At 61.7% G+C, this 20,488-nt stretch carries 11 protein-coding genes; 4 read left to right on the plus strand and 7 right to left on the minus strand.

Annotated features, from left to right (window positions below; translation table 11 throughout):
* The first annotated feature begins 139 nt into the window (after positions 1-139).
* The 3 genes from BV106_RS21050 (at position 140) to BV106_RS35985 (ending at position 2,613) form a co-directional block, all read left to right on the plus strand.
* Positions 140-619, plus strand: a complete 480-nt coding sequence (locus tag BV106_RS21050; protein ID WP_009961507.1) for an Lrp/AsnC family transcriptional regulator — start codon at positions 140-142, stop codon at positions 617-619.
* A complete protein-coding gene (locus BV106_RS21055; protein ID WP_038167872.1) occupies positions 616-1,818 on the plus strand; it encodes an aminotransferase class I/II-fold pyridoxal phosphate-dependent enzyme in 1,203 nt (400 codons plus the stop codon). Before BV106_RS21050 ends, BV106_RS21055 begins: the two co-directional genes overlap by 4 nt.
* Before the next feature lie 165 nt (positions 1,819-1,983).
* Complete coding sequence (locus BV106_RS35985; protein ID WP_265595911.1) at positions 1,984-2,613, plus strand: CAAX prenyl protease-related protein; 630 nt, start codon at positions 1,984-1,986, stop codon at positions 2,611-2,613.
* A 1,011-nt stretch (positions 2,614-3,624) separates the two neighbouring features.
* Here the strand turns inward: BV106_RS35985 and BV106_RS21070 are convergent.
* The 4 genes from BV106_RS21070 to BV106_RS21085 form a co-directional block, all read right to left on the minus strand.
* Positions 3,625-5,304 carry an ATP-binding protein gene (locus BV106_RS21070; RefSeq protein WP_038167874.1) on the minus strand — a complete coding sequence of 560 codons (1,680 nt, stop codon included), beginning with the start codon at positions 5,302-5,304 and terminating at the stop codon, positions 3,625-3,627.
* Between the two features lie 588 nt (positions 5,305-5,892).
* Positions 5,893-7,137: a hybrid sensor histidine kinase/response regulator gene (locus tag BV106_RS35990; RefSeq protein ID WP_051946134.1), complete on the minus strand. Its 1,245-nt coding sequence runs from the start codon at positions 7,135-7,137 to the stop codon at positions 5,893-5,895.
* A 31-nt stretch (positions 7,138-7,168) separates the two neighbouring features.
* Entirely contained in the window at positions 7,169-10,036 is a 2,868-nt protein-coding gene (locus BV106_RS21080) for an ATP-binding protein (protein WP_265595912.1), read from the minus strand.
* Between the two features lie 29 nt (positions 10,037-10,065).
* Positions 10,066-12,072 carry a response regulator gene (locus BV106_RS21085; RefSeq protein ID WP_038167879.1) on the minus strand — a complete coding sequence of 669 codons (2,007 nt, stop codon included), beginning with the start codon at positions 12,070-12,072 and terminating at the stop codon, positions 10,066-10,068.
* Positions 12,073-12,252: 180 nt separating this feature from the next.
* On the opposite strand from BV106_RS21085, the gene BV106_RS21090 reads away from it, so the two are divergent.
* A complete protein-coding gene (locus BV106_RS21090) occupies positions 12,253-13,884 on the plus strand; it encodes an NAD+ synthase (RefSeq protein ID WP_038167880.1) in 1,632 nt (543 codons plus the stop codon).
* A 637-nt stretch (positions 13,885-14,521) separates the two neighbouring features.
* Here the strand turns inward: BV106_RS21090 and BV106_RS21095 are convergent.
* From BV106_RS21095 to BV106_RS21105, 3 genes are all read right to left on the minus strand, one after another.
* Positions 14,522-16,873, minus strand: a complete 2,352-nt coding sequence (locus BV106_RS21095; protein WP_051946135.1) for a redoxin domain-containing protein — start codon at positions 16,871-16,873, stop codon at positions 14,522-14,524.
* Between the two features lie 858 nt (positions 16,874-17,731).
* The gene (gene glgA, locus BV106_RS21100; protein ID WP_038167882.1) at positions 17,732-18,934 is read right to left on the minus strand and encodes a glycogen synthase; all 1,203 of its coding nucleotides are present in this window, start codon (positions 18,932-18,934) and stop codon (positions 17,732-17,734) included.
* A gap of 91 nt (positions 18,935-19,025) precedes the next feature.
* On the minus strand, positions 19,026-20,426 hold the full coding sequence (locus BV106_RS21105) for an MBL fold metallo-hydrolase (RefSeq protein WP_038167885.1): 1,401 nt from the start codon (positions 20,424-20,426) through the stop codon (positions 19,026-19,028).
* Positions 20,427-20,488: the final 62 nt, after the last annotated feature.

The raw sequence follows: 20,488 nt of genomic DNA on the forward strand, positions 1-20,488 counted from the left end.
CGTATCTCGTTGGGGGCGAGGTGGGTGAGGGCTCGCCCTGCCCGCTGTGAACTGTATTCCAACACAGTCACAATTGCATCGAAACGGGGCCGTGAATCCTCTCGCAAGCTGTAAAACCTAGGTTAGGTTTGCCGTCCCTATGGAACGTCTATTGGAACTCCTAAAAGAAAATGCACGCCTCAGCGCGGGCGATATCGCTACGCGTTTGGGCATCACTGAAGCCGAAGTCGCCGCCCGAATCGCCGCCCTTGAGAAGGAAGGCGTCATTCTGGGGTACCATGCCGTGGTGGACCGTGAGAAGACGGATCACTCCGGAGTGACGGCTTTTATCGAGGTGCGCATCACCCCGGAAAGCGGCGGCGGTTTCGACCGCTTTGCCCGCCGGGTGTCGCAGTATGAGCAGGTGCGTGGTTGCTACCTGATGAGCGGTGCCTATGACCTGGCGGTGGTGGTGGAGGGCAAGGACCTCTACGATGTGGCCCGTTTTGTGGCCGAAAAGCTGAGCACCCTGGATGTGGTGCTGTCCACCGCCACGCACTTCCAGTTGCGCACGTACAAGCATGACGGCTTCATGCTCAACACGCCGCCCACCGACGGCCCTCTTCTTGTGTCGCCATGAGCCATCCTCGAAAACTGGATTTGGAGAGCAAGCTGTCCACCCAACTCAGCGGGATTCCCCGCTCGGGCATTCGTGACTTCTTTGAGCTCGTCATCGGTCGCAGTGACGTCATCTCCCTCGGGGTGGGGGAGCCGGACAAGCCGACCCCCTGGCCCATTCGCGAGGCCGCGATCCGCTCCCTGGAAAAGGGGCAGACCAGCTATACCTCGAACCTGGGGCTGGAGTCCCTCCGCATCGGGATCAGCAAGTACGTGGAGGAGCACTTCCGCGTTTCCTATGACCCCAAGACGGAGATTCTGGTCACCGTCGGGGTCAGTGAGGCGCTGGATCTGGCCTTCCGTGCCGTGCTCAATCCGGGTGATGAGGTGATCTATCACCAGCCCTGTTATGTGTCCTACGGACCGAGCATCACCATGGCGTATGGCGTGCCGGTGCCGGTGAACACGCGGCTGGAGGACAACTTTGCCCTCAAGGCCTCCGATGTGGAGAAGGCGATCACGCCGCGCACGAAGGTTATCGCCTTGAACTTTCCTACGAACCCTACGGGAGCTGTGGAGCCCCCGGAGGAACTGGAGAAGATCGCCGCCCTCTGTGTGAAGCATGACCTGCTCTGCTTCACGGATGAGATCTACAGCGAGCTGCTCTATGACGGGGCTCAGCACAAGAGCATCGTGGAGTATCCCGGCATGCGGGAGCGCACGGTGCTGCTGCATGGGTTCTCCAAGGCGTTCGCGATGACGGGTTGGCGCTTGGGTTATGCCTGCGCTCCGGCTCCGTTGCGGGAGGCAATGATGAAGATCCACCAGTACTGCATGCTCTGTGCTCCGATCACGAGTCAGGTGGCAGGGGTGGAGGCGTTGCGTCTGGGTGCGGAAGCCTATGAAGGCATGCGCCAGAGCTACGAGGAGCGCCGCAATTTTGTGGTCAAACGGCTCAATGAAATGGGCCTGCATTGCTTCAACCCGGGCGGGGCGTTTTACGTCTTCCCGGATGTGAGCTCGACGGGCCTCACAGGCCGCGAGTTTGCGCTGAAGCTGCTGGAAGAGCAGAGCGTGGCCGTGGTGCCGGGTGATGCCTTTGGCCCGAGCGGCGAGTCGTGTGTACGGTGTTGCTACGCCACTGCGCCGGATCTGCTGGTGAAAGCCATGGACGGGATGGAGGCGTTCGTCGCCAAGTACCGCAAGGCCGCCGGAGCCTGATGCTATTGACGCCGGCATCTCTGATGCAGCCCCACTGATCTGCATGCCCCGTTGGACCGACATTCGCCGCTCTCCTGTGGCGGCGCATGTCGTGCCTCTCGCGGTGTTCATGCTGATCGGGGCGCTGCAGCCGCTGGTGGGAGTGGAGAATCTCCAACTCCCCTGGTGGAGGCACGCGGCGGAGCATTGGATCTACCCGCTGCAGACGCTGGTGGCGGGGGGCTTTTACTGGCCTTCCGGTCACACTATCAGCTGGCTCCCTGGCGTGGCCTGGGGTGGGCGGTGGTTCTGGGCACGCTGGGCATTGTCTGGTGGTGTGCCCCAGCGCTGCTTTATCAGAATCTTGAGGCTGCGGGTACAAAAGTGCCCGAGTGGATGGAATGGCTGGGGCTGGCTGAGAGGAAGGACGGGTTTGATCCGACTCTGTTTGAGGCAAACGGTGCTGCCTATGCGCTGGTGGTCGTGATGCGGTTCATCCGCATGGTGGTCGTGGTGCCTCTGATCGAAGAGATCTTCTGGCGCGGTTTCCTCATGCGCTATGTGCAGGCAGACGGTGACGATTTCAGGAAAGTACCCTTTGGCCGGCATGACTGGCGGACGTTCGCCATTGTCACGGGTTGTTTCATGGCGGCCCATGCCCCGGTGGATTGGACTGGAGCCTTGGGCTTTGGGGCCTTGATGTACTGGCTGACGGTGAAGTCCCGGAGTTTGGGAGCCTGTGTGGTGATGCATGCAGTGGCGAATTTGCTGTTGGGGGTTTATGTGATGTGGACGCGGCAGTGGGGTTTTTGGTGAGGTTGGGTCGGGTGGAGTGGTGGAGTGGTGGAGTGGTGGAGTGGTGGAGTGGTGGAGTGGTGGAGTGGTGGAGTGGTGGAGTGGTGGAGTGGTGGAGTGGTGGAGTGGTGGAGTGGTGGAGTGGTGGAGAGATGGAGAGATGGAGTGGTGGAGAGATGGAGAGATGGAGAGATGGAGTGCGCGGTGACTTGAGCGGGAGCACCGCGGCAGGCCTCTTGGGTTGGCGGGACGCGGTCTAACAGTTCTCAGAACGGCCTGTGCCTGGGAAGTTCGGGGAGCGCACGCATCTTGCGTGCTGTTCACGGCATCTTGCCGGGAACGTCAGTCAGCGGGTGGCCTCGCGAGGTCAAACCAAACATACGTGCCGCATAGCATTCGAGCGACATGGAGGCGTTGAAGATGGTGGGAGAGAAAGCGGAAGCTGTCGGCCTTCCCACCTGAGTATCATCGTTGGACGGTACCCAACGTAGACTCGCTGGAAGCTCGTCAACGTTGGGCTTGTAGCTCCATCCGAGGAAGAACTTCGACCGCTTCGCTGACGTTTGTAGGTTCTGGAGCTAGGGGTGCTCAATAAAGGCATGGTCGTCCTACGCGCCAGCGTCTTGGAGTGCTGGTGGCTTGACACCGCTTTGGCGGAGCTTGTGATTTCCTGAAATATAGAGACCCTCAGCAGGGGTGATGACGGACTCCCACTTGACGTTCCCTCTGCCATTCGACGTCGGCCCGTTTGGGGGCGAGGCGCGGGAAGGCAGGCTGGCGGAGATGAGGGGGAGTTGGAGGCGTATCCGGCAGGCGAAAGCGGCGTCGAGCCGCACGCACTCCAAGATGCTTCGCGACGTTTGTGCGTTCTGAAGCAAAGAGGGGTCCCATCTGGCATGGGCGTCCTACGCGCCAGCGTCTTGGCACCGTCGCTTTGGCGGTGCTTGTGATTTCCTGAAATCTCAGGAGGTCAGCAGGGGTGGGTGCGCTGCTCGATTCGGACGGCTTCGCTTCAAGGCCGCTCCAGCACTCTTACGACGGCAGAGCCGGAGGGGGGCTTGAGGAATGTTTGTCCAACACGCTGCGGACAGTGCCGGTCAGTTCTCCCACTTCGTAGGGCTTGTAGAGACTGGCATCGGGGAGCATGCCGTGGGCGTCCCGGAAGGCGGCGGGGTCGAAGAGGAATCCACTGCACAGCACCACAGGCTGGGACGGGATCATCTTGCGGATCTCCACCATGGCGTCGGGGCCGGAAAGGCGGGGCATGGCGACGTCCAGAAGGACGAGGTCGGCGACGTTGCCGGGGGTCTTCATCCAGTCCACGGCTTCCTGACCGTCGCTGGCGGTGAAGACCTGATAGCCTGCGCCACTCAGGAGTCGCTTGCTGACGTTCCGGACGAGCGGGTCATCGTCCACGACGAGAATTACTTCGGTGCCGGAAGGTTTGGGTGGGATGGGGCTGGCCACTGCCACGGAGGTCGTGGTCGTATCCGGAGCGGAGGTGCTGCGTGGCAGGAAGACGGAGAACACGGCGCCCTGACCCAGATGGGATTCGCACTCGATCCAACCGCCCAGTTTTTCGACAATGTCACGGGAGGAGGAGAGCCCCAGGCCGGTGCCTTCACCACGTGGTTTGGTCGTGAAGAAGGGTTCGAACAATCGGCTCATGACGTCCGACGGGATGCCAGGTCCGTTGTCCTGAACCTCGATGCAGACGTAGTCGCCGAGCTTGGCTCCGTTGGACAGGCCTTCGGGAGGGGCGGTGCGGGCGCGATTGGATGCGGTGATGAGGAGCTCGCTGTGGCTGCGGTTCTTCATGGCGTCCACGCCATTGACACACAGGTTCATGAGCACCTGCTGGAGATCGCTCCGGTCTGCCATGGCGGGCCAGAGGGTGCGGGGCGTCTGGACCTCCACCTGGACGAGGGCGGAGATGGAGTGCTTCAAGAGATCCCGCACCTCCGTGACGATGGAGCGGATGTCGGTGCTCTCCACGGAGTGCTTGTTATGCCGGGCGTGGCAGAGGAGCTGCTTTACCAGCTCACGACCGCCAGCGGCGGCCTTGAAGGCATCCGCCAGCAAGGAGACGACTTCCGCAGTGGAGTGGCCGCTGGGGTTGGTATTGAGCTGCTGCAGGGCGATGCCGAGATTGCCGGTGATAGCGGTCAGCAGGTTGTTGAAGTTGTGAGCGATCCCACCTGCGAGAATGCCGATGGCCTCCATCTTCTGGGCCTGCTGAAGTGCGCTCTCCAGATTCCGGACGTCTGTGCGATCTTTCCAGAAGACGACGCGTTCCGTGGCCGGCGCGCCGGGGACAGGGCTAACGAGGATGGTGGAGAGCTTGAGGACCTTCGGGGCTGGCTTGATCAGCTCCCATTCCTGATTGTAGAGGGAGGCGGGATCGTTGAGGAGGATCTGCCACTTCTTTTCAAACGCTTCTGGTGAGGCGAAGCAGCTCTCCAGCTGGGATTGGAGGCCTTTCAGTCCGGCCTGGCAAGGGAGCTCCGGGGCGAGACCAAAAATCTCCAGGAACTTTGCGTTGGTCGCCAGAATATGGTTGTCTGAGTCCAGCACCAGAAAGGCGTCAGGGATCAGGTCGGCGAGGGCGTGAAATCGAGCCAGATTGTGGGGCGGGGAGGGGGAAGGGTCGGTCGAAAACTCCCCAGCGGGAGTATTCGGCGTGCCGGTACTGTCATCTGAGCTTTCCCTCATGTGAGACTCTCGACCCATAATTAGGAAATATAACCATACTATTGTGGATACAAAACATAATTTTCATAATTATTTGCATATAGTTTAGATTTACTGAGTTTTTGAGGATGCGGAATATTGAGGGTTTTGGGGTGAGGAAATGCGGGGCGGATGTGTGAGGATGGGGTGGGTTGTGGGGGTGAGTCTGGGCTGGGAGCGTTCGGTCCGGCGTCCCTCCGGGACGCGATCGCCGGGGGAGATGGTGATCCGGTGGTTGGCACCACCGGCTACAGTCCGGCGTCCCTCCGGGACGAATGAGGTGACGGAGGTGGGGGCGGCCCGAACGAGGTTCAAGGTCAGATGGCTGCGGAGTACAGGAGGCGGGGTCTCTGGCCCCGCTGCGCGGGAGACGCCAGACTAGAAGACGCCAGACACAAGACCTGAGCTGGCGCTGGGTTTGGGGGGGCAGGGGGGAGACCGCCTAGGGACGCCTGAAAGCGAGCGGGACACGAATGTCCCTTGCTCCTTTTGGTGAGATCGGCACCCGGCTCTCTGCCGGGCACCAGCTCAGGTCTTGTGTCTTGTGTCTTGTGTCTCCGCGAAGCGGTACTACTGCCCGATGCCTTCCATCACTTTCTCGATGACGTCCATGGAGACCTTGCTTCCACGGCAGCCGGAGGAGTTCACGGGGAGGCAGAGTTCTACCACGGTGCCCCGGGAGGCGTCGTTGAAGGCGCGGGCCCAGCCGCCCTGATTGTGCAGGGTGACGTAGCAGGTCGCCAGATTCATGCCCAGATACTGGGGGTTCTCCTGCCGCATGAAGAACGGCGTGAAGACGGTGGAGAGCTTGTTGGCGGGAATGTTAGTGCCGGAGTCGGTCACTTCCATGGCCACGTGCTCCGGTGTCTCGCCTGAGCCTTGGGCATGGCGGACGGCGATGTTGATGACGCTGTTGGGCGGGAGGTGGTCCAGCTCATCCTCCAACACCAGGCGCAGGATGTGGCTGAGACGGTTCCGGTTGCACTGGATGGCAGGCAGATCCGGCGGTGAGGTGTAGGAAATGGCGATGTGCTTGTCCTCGAAGAGCCCGCTGAGTTGCTCGATGACGGCGTACCAGAGCTGGTTGAGGTCCAGATATTCGCCTTCAACCATCTCCTGCAGGCTCGGGACGGAGGCTAGCCGGGTCAGCGTATCGGTGATGCGGCGCAGCTGGGTCTTGGCGGACTCATGCAGCTCAGAGAGGAAGCTCTCGTCCATGCCAGCGGGGAGCTTGGCCCCTTTTCCATGCGAATCGACCGCAAGTTGCAGGTAGGTCTGCACGGGGACCAGTGCGTTGCGCAGATGGTGATTCATGCCTTCCGCCAGGGCGCCAAACCCTGCGAGGCGGTCAGAAGCGATGAGCTGGCGCATCAGGGCGGACCGCTCCTGCAAGAGCCGGTCTTTTTCTGCGCGCAGCTGGTGGTACTCCATGGCGCGACGCAGGGTCTGCACCAGGGCTTCAGGTTCCCACGGCTTGCTGATGTAGTGATAGATGGCCCCGTCGTTGATGGCGGCGATGGCAGTCGCGATATCCGCATAGGCGGTGGCCAGAATGCGGACGATGTCGGGAAACTTCTCACGCAACTGCGTCAGGAAGGTCGTTCCCTGAAGACCGCGAAGACGTTGGTCGGAAACGACGACGGCAATGGACTGATGGTGACGCTCGACAATGCGCAGCCCTTCCTCGGCGCTGGGGGCGGTGATGACCTCAAAGTCTTCACCTACGATTTGCTCGAAGTACTTTAGGGAGAGCAATTCATCGTCAACATAGAGAATCTTGCAGGAACTCTTGCCAGGGGTGGGGGGCGTTGACATTGGTCCATGTGTCACCCCATTTGCAAAATTATCAAGTGGTCAAAACATGCTCCCTGAATGCAACTGACTCTACAGAAGGGGTAGGCTCTTCATTTTCCACAATGGCGCGCGGCATGCGGATGGTGAAGACGGTGCCCCCGCCGGGGGCGGCGTCGGCAGAGATATTTCCTCCATGAGCCGTGATAATACGGTAGCAGACGGAGAGGCCGAGTCCGGTGCCTTCTCCCGCGGGCTTCGTAGTGAAGAAGGGGTCGAAGATTTTGGAAAGGTTGGTTTCAGGGATGCCGGGGCCGTTGTCGCGGATGAGGATGTCCGTGACGGTCCCTTCACTGCGGGTCGAAATCCAGATCTGCGGCGGCTCCGAGTCTGGCGTCATGTGGGAGGCCAGGGCATCGATGGCGTTCTTGAGCAGGTTCAGCAGCACCAGGGTGAGCTGATTGCGGTCTCCCCGCACCACGATGTCCGCGGGCACATCCTCATGCAGCTGAATGTGGAATTCCTTGAGGGGAGAGGAAAGAATTCGAATGGCGCTCTGGATGGGTTCGGAAATTGGACAGGCTGCGGCCATGACCGTCTCCGGATGGCAGAAGGTGCGCAGATCCGAGATGATGGTGGAGATGCGGTTGATGCCTTCCCGGATATCGGAAACCACTTCCTTAAGGGTGCCCTTGGATTCATCAGGGAGCTTTCCGGTGCGGCGATCGAGGATAAACAGGGCGCTGCGTGCGAAGTTCAACGGGTTGTTGATCTCGTGCATGATGCCGCCGGTGAGGATGCCCAGGGCAGCCATCTTCTCGGACTGAATGAGGTCTCTTTCCGCAGCGCGGAGTTCGGCCAGCGTTTGCTCGAGCTCGGCGTTGCGCAGAGCGACTTCCTTCTGGAGGAGGCTGGCGTGGACGAGGTTGTGCACCCGGGTGTGGAACTCTGTGAGGGAAAAAGGTTTTACCATTACATCGTTGGCGCCGTTGCGCAGGGCGGTGAGGCGCACATCCTCATCCGAGCGGGCGGTGACCAGCATGATAGGCAGCATGAGCGTGACCTGGCGGTCGCGCAGCTCGCGGCAGAGGGAGAGGCCGTCGAGGTTCGGCATCATGTAGTCTGCCACGATGAGGTCGGGGACATGCTTGACTGCGAGTTCGAGACCGGCGGCGCCATCGGTGGCCTGGATGACCCGGTAGCGGGGTTCGAGCTCAGAGTGCATGAACCGGAGCATGCCCGGCTCGTCATCGATGATGAGCACCAGCGGAAGCTCGGCGCGATCTCCTTGAACCTCAAGGTCAACAAGGGCCGGAGTGGATGACCTGGCAGACTCGTCCTCAGACTCGTCGGCAATCTGCAGCTCTTCCGCCTCGCGGTACACGGACTTGATCCACTGGGCTGCATCGGAGTCACCAGGGGCTTCCTTCGCTTCCTCAGCTTTGGCAGGTGGGAGGGCGGCAGCGGTGCCGGATTCCGTCGGTGCGTCATCTTCACGAGGTGCGTGACCCACCACCAGGATGTCGCCGTTGGCCGTATAGGGAATGAGCACCCGCATGGTGGTGCCGGTGCCCTGGATGCTCTCTGCCTCGACGCGGCCGCCCATACGGGTGGCCAGCTCTTTGACGAGGGCAAGGCCGAGGCCGGTGCCTGGGTGGCGGCGAGTGACAGATGAATCCGCCTGCCAGAAGCGGTCGAAGATGAAGGGAAGGTTCTGTTGGGAGATGCCGATGCCGGTATCGATCACCTCGAACACGAGGAAGCCGTTCACGGTATTCGTCACGAGGGTGACGCTGCCCCCCTTGGGGGTGAACTTGACGGCGTTGAACAGGAGGTTGAGGAGGATCTTCTCGAGCTTCTCCTGATCACTGTCCACCATCTCCAGCTGCTCAGGCATCTGCTGGAGCACGGCCACATCTCCCTGGCGGGCCATGTTGGTGACGGATTGCAGAAGCCTCCCGGTGAACAAGCGGAGTGAGAAGCGCTGATGCGAGATGCGCATGCGGCCGACATTGGCGCTGGCGAGATCAAGCAAGTCATTGATGAGCTTCAGGAGGCGCAGGGCATTCTGATAGATGCCTGTCAGCTCATCATGCAACATGGAGGATGGCGCGCCGCCGTTGCTGCTCTGTGGAGAGCCTGCGGGATAGAGCCTTTGCAGCCTCTGTAGAGGTGCGATCATCAGGGTGAGCGGCGTGCGCAGCTCATGCGTGATGTTGGAGAAGAAGTCTGTCTTGAGGCGATCCATCTCCACGAGCTGGAGATTCTTCTGCTCCAGCTCAGCCTGGTTGTCGGCGAGACTGTAGCGGGAGATCACTTCATTGCGCCGGATGCGCTGATGCACGTGGCTGCCGGAGATGACGACCACGCTGTTCATGATGAGGAAGACGCCGTTGCTGAAGAACTGGCCGAAGGACCCCTCAGGTGCGGTGGCGCTACCGATGTGCGGCAGCGTGGCCGCAAAGTAGATAGTCATCGTGATGGCCACGGCCAGCACGCTCTCCCGGAAGCCCCATTGGAAGAGGAAGGCAAAACCGACGAGACAAAGTGTGAGCCCTGAGTAGTAGGGCGACCCGGGATCACCCGAGCAGAAGATCATGTAGGCGATGCCCACTGCGGGAAGCAGCGGGACCAGCAACATGAGCGCCGGATAATGACGCCGGCCAAACTCGGTGTTGCTGGTGAACATGAGCCCGATCTCCAGCAGGGCCACCGCGCTCCGCAGGACGAAGAAGTGATGCCAGAGATGCGGGTAGGTGAAGTGGTCCAGAGTGGAGGCACCCATCATCAAGACCATGGCGATCCATGCCAGGGTCTTGACGTTCTTAAGGGTTACCTTCTGGTTTTCCTCCTGCCAACGGGCTTCCCATGCGGGTCGCATTGTTTCCCCATTGGGCGTCGTGGGCGTGGCAATGTCACTCAAGGTCGGGCTCGGGTGGCACCACCGTCCTTTTAGGAGGGGAGTGGTGCGGGTGAAGACTGACGATCATCAGGGATGAATGGAGCGTCAACCGGTTTGCGCATGGTAAGGAAAATCTCCACCCCATCAGGAGAGTACTCCGTATGGCTTACGGCTCCATAGGATTCATCCACGGCGAGTGAGGCCACCGTCGGTTCATCACGATAGATGAGCCGCCAGTCGAGGACATAATCCATGAAGCCCTTGATGGGGTTCGACGGCGCGAAGTTGCTGATCACGATGACGGCACCGGGTGCGGCCATGTGCCAGAAGATCTCCAGCAGACGCTTGCACACGCGATCGGAGAGGTAATCGAAGAGACCTGCGCAGTAGATCACATCATAGTGCCCACGCTGGAGGAAGCCGGACCTCATCAAACGAGGTTGGCTGACCAGGCGGCTGCCGTGAGCGAGCATCTGGTGCACGGAGAACTCCCGCACATTCGCATTCACATGGCGGCCGCCAGCTGTCATCGCCTGGTCGATCTGGCTCTGGGCATGGCGGACGGTGTCGGCATTGAAGTCGAGCAAGGTGAACTCGGTCAGTTCGCTCAGGGGATCGTGGCGGACGAAGTGCTGTGTCTCCCGTGCCGCGCCGCAGCCGAGGCTCAGGACTCGGGCAGGTTGCTCAGACTGGCTGGAGACGCGGGTGACCTCGCGGCGCAGGACCCCGACGAGGTGGGACACGCGGTTGCGATAGGCATCACCCGCAGCGCTCCGGATGACCCAAGCGTTGATCATCTTGGCAAAAAGCGATTTCCCTTCAAAGGGATCATCCAGCATGCGGTTCATGACCCCGAAGTCACCCGGATAACCCAACGGCTTGGTAAAGCAACGGTGGATGAACGGCGCGCAGAGCATGATGGGGTGGAGGCTGGCGCGTGCATACTCGGCATGCAGGCTCATCAACTCCTCTGATACGGTCCCGGCTTGAGACTCGAAGGCCTCAAAGGCACGGTTCATCGCGGGGGTCAGCACACGCAGCAGGCGCTCCAGCGTCTCGCGGCTGACGGTATGCCCGTGTCCGGTGGTGTGGTGCCAGGAGAGTTCCAGACCGTCCAGCCATCCGGAGAGTTCGCCAAGGAACGCCGTCGCATCGGCGACCGCCAGGCGGAACTCTGAAGTGATGTTCCGCGTGGCGCGCCAGCGGTCGATGAAACCTTGTGCGGCCTCATCCAAGGCCTGCGGTTGGGAAGCCTGGGGGGTGAGCCCGCTTTTGATCCAGTCTCCGTGGAGGTCGATTTCACCGACCCGGTTGGATCCCGTCGAGATCACGCTGTTGAGCCTGCCGGGGCCGTCATAGGCCAGCTGCTCGCCGACCCAGACTTGCACCGTCTTGAGCGTGAGTCCGGAATCCAGCTCCTGTGTGGGATCGTAGAGCTCCACCTGCACGAGGTGGCGGCTCAGGCGCAGGACCTTAGCCTCGATGCGCTGCCCGGACTCCAGGTTGAGGACCATCCGGTTCTCCGCATGGACGGTGGGGCTGCCCCCACGCCAGAGGTCCACCAACTCCTGGTGGCGCCGGGTGAAGTGCGGGGTGGGCTCCAGGGCGGCCAGCTGATGGCGGGGGAGGTGGGAGTAGTCAGCAATCTGGATATTGCGGCTGACGACGCTGATTAAATCATTCAGTTCGAAGGGCTTGAGCATGTATTCCACGGCACCCAAGTGAATCGCCTTGCGGGCGATTTCCAGATCGGCATGCCCGGTGAGGATGACGACGGGCAGGGCGGGATAGAGTTCTCTCAGCTTCTGGAGCCCTTCGATGCCGTTCGTCTGGGGCATCTCGTAGTCCAGGATGACGGTGGCAGGCGGGGTGCGACGCGCTTCGGCCAGGGCCTCGTCGACGGAGGCGACTGCAAGGACGCGGCAGGTGCCTGCGAGCGCTTTGCTCAGGAGGTCCCGGTGGGATTTCTCGTCGTCCACCACCAGAACGAGGCTGGAGGAGGGAGTGGTGGACCCGCTCTTGGCGGCCAGAGGCGCGTGTTGGGGCTGGATTCTCATGGCGGTGCTGGATGCTCCGATAAAAGAACCACAATCGAAATAATTTAGCAAACCTTATATTCTAGTTTTGTGTAATACTTATATAGCTAAACTATACGGATTAGTTAACAAATTATAGTCAGTCAGATCCGTTCACATTCCGCTCGCAAGGACCCCGGCTGCTTGCATGGTGATGGCTCAATGAAAATTGGCCTTGCCCAGATCAACACGACGGTTGGCGACTTCGCGGGGAACTCCGCACTCATCCTGGAGGCCTACCGCCAGGCGGTGGCTCAAGGGGCGCAGATGGTGATCACGCCTGAGCTGGCGATGACGGGATACCCGCCGCGGGACCTGGTGCACCGGTCCCGATTCGTGCCGGGTAATATAGAGGCGCTGCGACTGCTGGCTGGCAACGTGGGTACTGTCCCGCTGATCGTTGGCTTCGTGGATGTGAACGAAGGGGCCGGGAAACCGTTCCGTAACGCGGCGGCCGTTTTGCAGGCCGGGCAGATCCAGCAGGTGGTGGCCAAGACACTTCTGCCTACCTACGACGTCTTCGACGAGGATCGCTACTTCGAGCCGGAAGAGAACTTGGCCCCGGTGCTGATCGACGGCGTCCGCGTGGGCGTGACCATCTGTGAGGACATCTGGACGGACGACTACCTGCCGCGCCGTCTCTATGATGTGGAGCCGCCGATGGAGCTGGCCAAGCAAGGGGTGGACCTGCTGGTCAACCTGAGCGCATCGCCTTTCAGCCTGGGGAAGCCGGCCATCCGGGAGAAGATGCTGGGTGAGCTGGCGGCGGAGACCGGGGTGCCGGTGGTGTACTGCAACGCCGTGGGCGGCAATGACCAACTGGTGTTCGACGGGAACTCTCTGGTGATCGGGAAGGACGGCGGCGTCCTGACGCGGATGGCGGCCTTTGCCGAAGAAGTGGCCGTGGTGGATGTGGTGACTGGGGTCGGGGGGCGGGAAGCCGCGCCCATGGAGGTCGCGGAGGAGCTCTACCATGCGCTCGTACTGGGCCTGCGTGACTATGTGACCAAGTGCGGCTTCAAGTCGTGTGTCTTGGGCTTGAGCGGCGGCATTGACTCTGCCCTGGTGGCCGTGCTGGCGGCGGAAGCACTGGGCCCCGCGAACGTGCTGGGGGTATCGCTTCCCAGTGTCTATTCCTCAGAGGGCAGCAAGGACGACGCCCGGGAGCTCGCGGAGAAGCTGGGAATCCAGTTTGAGACCATCCCCATTCAGCCTGTCTTTGAGGCGCTGAAGGGGCAGACCAGGGAGGTCTTCGCCGGGAAGCCGGAGGATGTGACGGAGGAGAATATGCAGTCCCGCATCCGTGGGGTGATCCTCATGTCCCTCTCGAACAAGTTTGGCCACCTGCTGCTGACGACGGGCAACAAAAGTGAGATGGCGGTGGGCTACTGCACCATCTATGGCGACATGTGCGGTGGCCTCTCGGTGATCAGTGATCTGCCCAAGATCAAGGTCTATGAGGTGTCACGCTGGATCAATCGCGAGCGGGAGATCATCCCCTGGGCGACGATTGAGAAGCCACCGAGTGCTGAGCTGCGGCCGGATCAGAAAGATCAGGACACCCTGCCGGAGTATGACATCCTGGATGGCATCCTGGAGTTGTTCCTCGAGCAGGGCCGCTCCATCTCCGAGATCGTGGCCCGCGGCTATGACGAGGAACTGGTGCGCTGGATCCTGCGCCGGGTGGATCTCAATGAGTGGAAGCGCCACCAGGCGGCTCCGGGGCTGAAGGTCACCTCCAAGGCGTTCGGCATGGGGCGGCGGATTCCCATTGTGCAGCGGTTTAGGGAGTAGTTTCAGTGGGCGGTGCGTCGGTGCGTCGGTGCGTCGGTGCGTCGGTGCGTCGGTGCGTCGGTGCGTCGGTGTTTGGGTTCGAGGTAAGTTGGAGGGGCGCGGCTCAGTAAAGGGAGCGAGGGACATTCCTGTCCCGGTTCGTTCCAAACGTCCCATGAGATCGCCTTGCTCCCCAGCTTCCAAAACGCGCTGAGTTGTGGGGCGATCGCGTTGGTTGCATCCAGTCAGGAGACGCTCGCGGCAAGCGGGGCGCTTGCCCTACAGCGTCAACAACCGATCGAAATCGGAGCTGTGTGGCGGGGAAGTTGCATGCCGGAGGCGACGTCGCTGGCATCCACTCCGGGATGCAATACTGAGTCTGATCTTCCGGAGGTATCAGTCGCTACGCTCCTTCAACCCTCCGGCTGATAGCTTTGATGCCTCCGGCATCGGGCCCTCCGGGCTGGGACACCATCAAATCGTCAAAGTCGACAAGCCAACTTCCCGATGATGGGCGCACTGGGGGCGAGGCTCAGTAACAGGAGCGAGGGACATTCCTGTCCCGGTTCGCTCCAAGCGTCCCATGAGATTGCCTCACGCCCCAGCTTCCAATCGATCCGGGGCTACAGGGCATCCCGACATGACGGGCTCGCCTCACTCACTGCTTCGGGAGCTTCAACAGACGCTTGGACTCCTCGAGCAGGAACTTGGTGTTCGTGAAGGGATCTGGGCCGACATCGAGCCAGCGGATCTGACCGGCTCCGTCCACGAGGAAGGCGCCGTGGAGGGGCATACCTTCGAAGTCGTCGTAGCAGCGCCACTTGCGGAAGACCAACTGCTCGGGGTCGGCCAAGAGATGAATCGCGTTCTGCTTGGTGGCATTTCCCGGGCGGCAGGTGTCGGCGGTGGCGGTGAGGTCGACGGCCTCTTCACTGCCGATCGCGACGATCTCCAGGCCGGCCTTCTTGAAGTCCTCTGAGGCGGCGGAGAAGGCTTTGAGCTGCTCCATGCAATGGGTGCAGTGGCGGCTCAGGTAGAATAAAACGACCACCGGTTTGCCGGAGAAGTCAGACAGGGAAACGGGATAGTTGGACTCGTCCGGCAGCGTGAAGGGGGTGGCGGGGAAGGGGTGCCAGTGCACGGGGCCCAGGGACTCCATGGCGGGGCGCTTGCCGGAATCGGTGCGCGGTGCCTCGGGGCGACGCCAGGGCAGGGGAGCACCAAACTCTTTGGCGATGGCATCGATGCGCTGGCTGATCGGGACATTGGTGTCCAGACTGCCTGCCGTGACGCGCAGGGCTTCGAAGTGCTTCTTGGCTTCGTCGGGCTTGCCCGCGAGCATGAGGGCATCCACCCGGAGGGCCAGGTTGGGGGCGTCCATGGGCAGCTGCTGGGCGGCGGCCACGGCCTTTTCCTTATCACCCACGGCCAGATGGTAACGGATCATGCGCTCCTTGGGCGTGTCCTTCAGCGCGGTGAGCTTCTTCTGGAGTTCAGCGGTGGGTTGCTTGTCCAGGATGGCGAGCAGAGCGCTGAGCTCAGCTTTCGCATTGCCCACAGCGGAGTCTCCCTTGCCGCCTCGGGCTGGCTTTTCCCCGGGCTTTTTATCCTCGGAGGGTTTGCTTTCAGCAGGCTTGTTTTCGGCGTCCTTGTTCGAGGCTTCCGGCTCGGTGGTTTCCTCGACCTTGGCGGGTGCGGGTGATGGTGCAGGTGCCGATGCTGACACCGGGGATGGTTCCGTGGTCTTGGCGACGGGTTTGACCTTGCTGGAATCTACTGAGGCGGGCGTGTCCTTCTTTGGCGCGGGGAGCTTCTCCAGCTGATCCAGGCGGGCGGCAACCGCGGCGCGATCTCCCTTGAAGTAGGCGGCCACGCCCAGGGCGCGGATGCGGGCGGCCTCCATGCTGGGATTGGGCGTGATGTCGAGGTAAGGGGAGCCGTCGAGTTCGAGGAGCTCATCCCACAGCTCATAGGTGAGGAGGGTGTCCAGCAGGCGGGTCCGGCCGTAGGCGGCGCTCTTGCTCTTGTTGTCCGTCGTGTTGTACTCCGGATGCCGGGGGATCTCGATGAGATTGCGGGCGAGCGCGGCGGCGTCATGGGCGCGGCCGAGCTGGTTATAGGTGCGAACCAGCCACTCCGTGTTGTGGGCGTAGTTGTGGATCTGGTCCGGCAGCACCTGGGTCTGGATCATGTAGGCGTGATCCACGCGGGTGGCGGCCTCCTGCTGCCAGGCGGCATCCGGCAGGCGGTTCACCTTGCTGAAGGTGTGGCCGGGCATGTGCCACATGTGGGCGATGGCGGGAGCACTCTGGCCACAGAGCGTGGCGGCCTCGACCGCGCGGGCTGGCTTGCTGTCATCCCAGAGATGGATACGGTAGTGCTGCGCGGGGTGGAGGGGCTCCTTGGCAAACACCTGGGAGAGAATGGCGTCCACAGACTCCCGGCTCACCATGGTGACGCCGTCGCCCTTGCCTTCCCAGATCGCCCAGGCGAGAAAGGCTTTGGCCTCGAGGTCATCGGGGTTCTCGTGGATGATGTCTTCGATCCCCTTGATGAAATCGAGCTGGCGCTGCTTCTTGTCTTTCTTCGGGTCCTTGTAGTAGTCCTCCAGGAGGGTGATCCATGCTTTCTCGCGGGCGGATGCGGATGCCTTCTTGGCCCCGGCTTTTTTGATGAACTCGGCCGCACGTTTTTCGTTGTTCACATTGGCCATGGCGCAGCCCCAGTAGGCCATGGCACAGTCGGGATCGAGATCGGCTGCCTGCCGGAAGGAGCGTTCCGCTTCATAGTACCAGAAGCCATGGATCTGACCGATGCCCTGGGTGAAGAACTTCTGGGCGAGCTCGTTCTTGGTCGTGACGGGGAAGTTGACCTTCCCGCAGCCCTCCATGAGCACGGCCGCCTGGCGCGGACCATCGTCGAAGGCTTCCCCGTGAATGGAGTGGCCCGGCAAGGGATCGGCGGCTGCGGCGGGAAGGGCCGCAGCCAGTGCGAGCAGGAGGAAGCGCATGAAAGGAAAACGAGCGAAGGGCGGGAATTCTGAAATCAGAATGCCGAATTCTCCAAATCGTGAGCTTCTGTAGGAGTAAAAAGGGGGGCACGCATATCGCCGGGAACGTCAGGCGGCATGTGGCATCGCATCCGACTGACGTGGGGGCGTTGATGGCGGTGGGGAGGGAGAGGATGGTGGCGGCTTTCCCACCTGATCATTCTTTCCGGAGGTACCCAGGGTCTCCGTCCACTTCGTGGCCTTTGCCCCTGGGCTGGGCTCTGTGGGCCTTTCAGGCCCAAATCTTCTGAGGAGACTTGCTGAGGGCTGAGCCAGACTCTGTTCCTTGGCATCTGTCCCAAACGCTCGCGATTGAGGTGGACGCCAAGGAACCACCTTGAGGTGCCCGCCTCAGACTGAAGTTGATCCCAGTATGGGATCTGTAGCACAGCCCAAGGTTGGACGAGCCCTAAGCGAGTCAACCTTGGGTGCCATCTCGCGAGATACTCAGGTGGGAAGGCCGACAGCACCCGCTATCGGTCCATCGCTATCAACACCTCCACGTCGATTGGACCTGATGTCATACGCTGACTGACGTTCGCGGCAAGATGCCGCAAACAGCACGCAGGATGCGTGCGCTCCCCTGGCTTCTCCTTCTCGCGCAGGACGCTGGAGGAGCATATTCGTCGCGGGCAGGCCTGATGAGGCCGGGCCTTCAGCCCTCAATAGGTATTTTGTCTCTCAAACCTTGGGCGTCGCCCAAGGCTGAAATGACGCCGGACCTTCGGTCCTCATGAACGTGTGCTCTCGTCGGATCTCACGCAGCCTTGGGTGAACAGCGATCCCGTCACTGTTCACCCAAGGCTTTGCTCCAGTTCTCTAGAGCAGCGACTGATAGAGCTCGAGGGTCTTCTCGGCGATGGCGCGCCAGGAGAAATGATCGACCGCCCGCTGGCGACCGGCCTTGGCCATGCGATCGCGGAGGCCCTGGTCTGCCATGAGGCGGTTCACGGCCTCGGCCAGATCCTTGGCGTACTGGGCGGGGTGCTCGGCCTCATAGGGGCTCTCGCATTGCTGGAGGAGGGGGACGAGGATGCCCGTCTCACCGGGGAGCACGACCTCCTTGATGCCGCCCACGGCGCTGGCGACGACGGCGGTCTCACACGCCATGGCCTCCAGATTGATGATGCCGAAGGGCTCGTAAATGGAGGGACAGCAGAAGAGGTCGGCGTGGGAGTAGAGGGCGATCTTCTCCTCCACCGGCAGCATGGCCTGGATCCAGATGACGCCGTCCCGCTTGGCCTGGGCATCGGCCACGGCCTGCTTCATCTCGGCGGCGATTTCCGGGGTATCCGGGGCACCGGCGCACAGCACCACCTGGAAGCCGGGGTCCATCTTCTCAATGGCGCGCACGAGGTGGATGATGCCCTTCTGCCGCGTGATGCGGCCGACGAAAAGGAGGATGGGTTTGTCGGGATCGACGCCGTGTTTGCGCAGGGTGTCGGGGGCGTGGACCTTTTGGTACTCCTGGGGATCGATGCCGTTGTGGATGACGTGGATCTTCTTGGCATCCGCATCAAAGAAGCGGAGCACGTCCACCTTGGTCTCCTGGGAGACAGCGATGACGGCGTCGGCCATCTCAATGGCGGTCTTTTCCACCCAGACGCTGAAGTCATAACCACCAGCGAGCTGCTCGCGCTTCCAGGGGCGCAGGGGCTCCAGGGAGTGGGTGGTGAGCACCATGGGGATGCCGTAGTTCAGCTTGGCCACGATGCCGCCGAAGTGGGAGTACCAGGTGTGGAGATGGACGAGGTTCGCATCCACATCCGTCGTATTGAAGTCGAGCCCGCGCTGGAGGGCGCCGAAGACGCTGGCCAGGGGCTTGGGGCAGGTCCACTTGCTGCTGTCCAGCCCGTACCCACGGGCGCTGAGGCGCGGATTGAGGGTGTCATTCTGATCGCCGAAGCAGCGCACTTCCACATCGCACAGGCGGGAGAGCTCGCGGGTCAGGTACTGCACGTGGATGCCTGCGCCGCCGTAGATGTGCGGCGGGTATTCGTTGGTCAGAAATAGAGCTTTCATGTTGGAGTCAAAATCGGGAGTGGTTGCAGGATGGGTGCCGGACGGGCCAGAGATGCCGAAGGATGGTGAACTCGGGCACTTTGCCGGATGATCACAAGTGAACTTCTTGATGCAGGTGGGCGATCTCCGTCTGGCTCTGGGGGTGAGCCGTGGCGAGGGCGGCCTGAAGGGCGCTGGCCCGCTCACGCTCGCCATGCACCAGGAAGACCCGCGTCTTCGGCCCGCTCATTCTGTCGAACCAAGCCAGCAACTCGTCGTGGTCGGCGTGACCGGAGAAGGAGTCCAGGATCTCGATGCGGGCCCGCACGTTAAACTCATCGCCCAGGATGCTCACCTTGCGGGCACCGTTGCGCAGCTTCCAGCCCAGGGTGTCCTCGGCACAATACCCGACAAAGAGGATGGTGGTGGACGGGTGCTCGATGTGCGTGCGCAGATGATGCAGGATGCGGCCGGACTCACACATGCCGGAGGCGGCGATGATGACGGCGGGCTCCTTCACTTGATTCAGCGCCTTGGACTCGGTCGCCTCACGGATGAAGCGCAGGCCTTCGAAGCCAAAGGGGTTGCGCTTTTCAAAGAGGAACTTGTACACCTCCTCATTGAAGCACTCCGGGTGCAGGCGGAAGACCTCCGTGGCACTGACGGCCAGAGGGCTGTCCACAAAGGTGGGCAGGGCGGGGAAGCAGTTCTGCTCCCGCAGCTTGTTCATGGAATAGAGGAGCTGCTGGGTGCGCTCCACGGCGAAGGCGGGGATGAGGACCTTCCCATCGCGGGCCACGGTCTCATTGATGATGCGGCAGATGTGGTCATCGCTGGCCATCTCCATCTCGTGCTTCCGCCCGCCGTAGGTGCTCTCCATGATGACGTAGTCCACGTCCTGGGCAGCGGTCGGGGGATTGAGGAGATCACTCTTCGGCCTGCCTACGTCTCCCGAGAAGAGCAGGCGGGATTTGCGCCCCGTCTCCCGGTCGTCGATGTCCAGGATCACCTGGGCGGCACCGAGGATGTGGCCAGCATCGATGAAGGTGAGCTTCACGCCATCTGCGATGAGCATGGGGCGCTCATAGCCGATGGTGACGAACTGCCGGAGGCACAGCTCGGCGTCCATCCGGTTGTACATGGGCTCCAGAGGCGGCAGGCCGCGGGGTTCGCGTTTGCGATTGAGCCAGCGCACGTCTGACTCCTGAATGTGGGCGGAGTCCGGCAGCATCACCGCGCAGAGATCGCGCGTGGCATCGGTGGAGAAGATGTTCCCGCGGTAGCCCTGGCGGGTGAGATTGGGCAGGTTCCCGCTGTGGTCGATGTGGGCGTGGGAAAGGACCACGGCATCGATCGTCTTGGGATCGAAGGGGAAGTGCTGGTTCCGCTCGAAGGCCTCCTGACGGCGGCCTTGATAAAGACCGCAGTCCAGGAGGATGCGCTGCCCGTTGATCTCGAGCAGATGCTGGGAGCCCGTCGTGGTCTCCGCCGCGCCGTGAAAGGTGATTTTCATGAGGAAGGAGGGACTGGACGGGCTCGATGTGGGGCAGAGAAGGGGATGGAGGGGAGAATCGA

Source organism: Verrucomicrobium sp. BvORR106 (assembly GCF_000739655.1).
In the GTDB taxonomy this organism is placed as follows: domain Bacteria; phylum Verrucomicrobiota; class Verrucomicrobiia; order Verrucomicrobiales; family Verrucomicrobiaceae; genus Verrucomicrobium.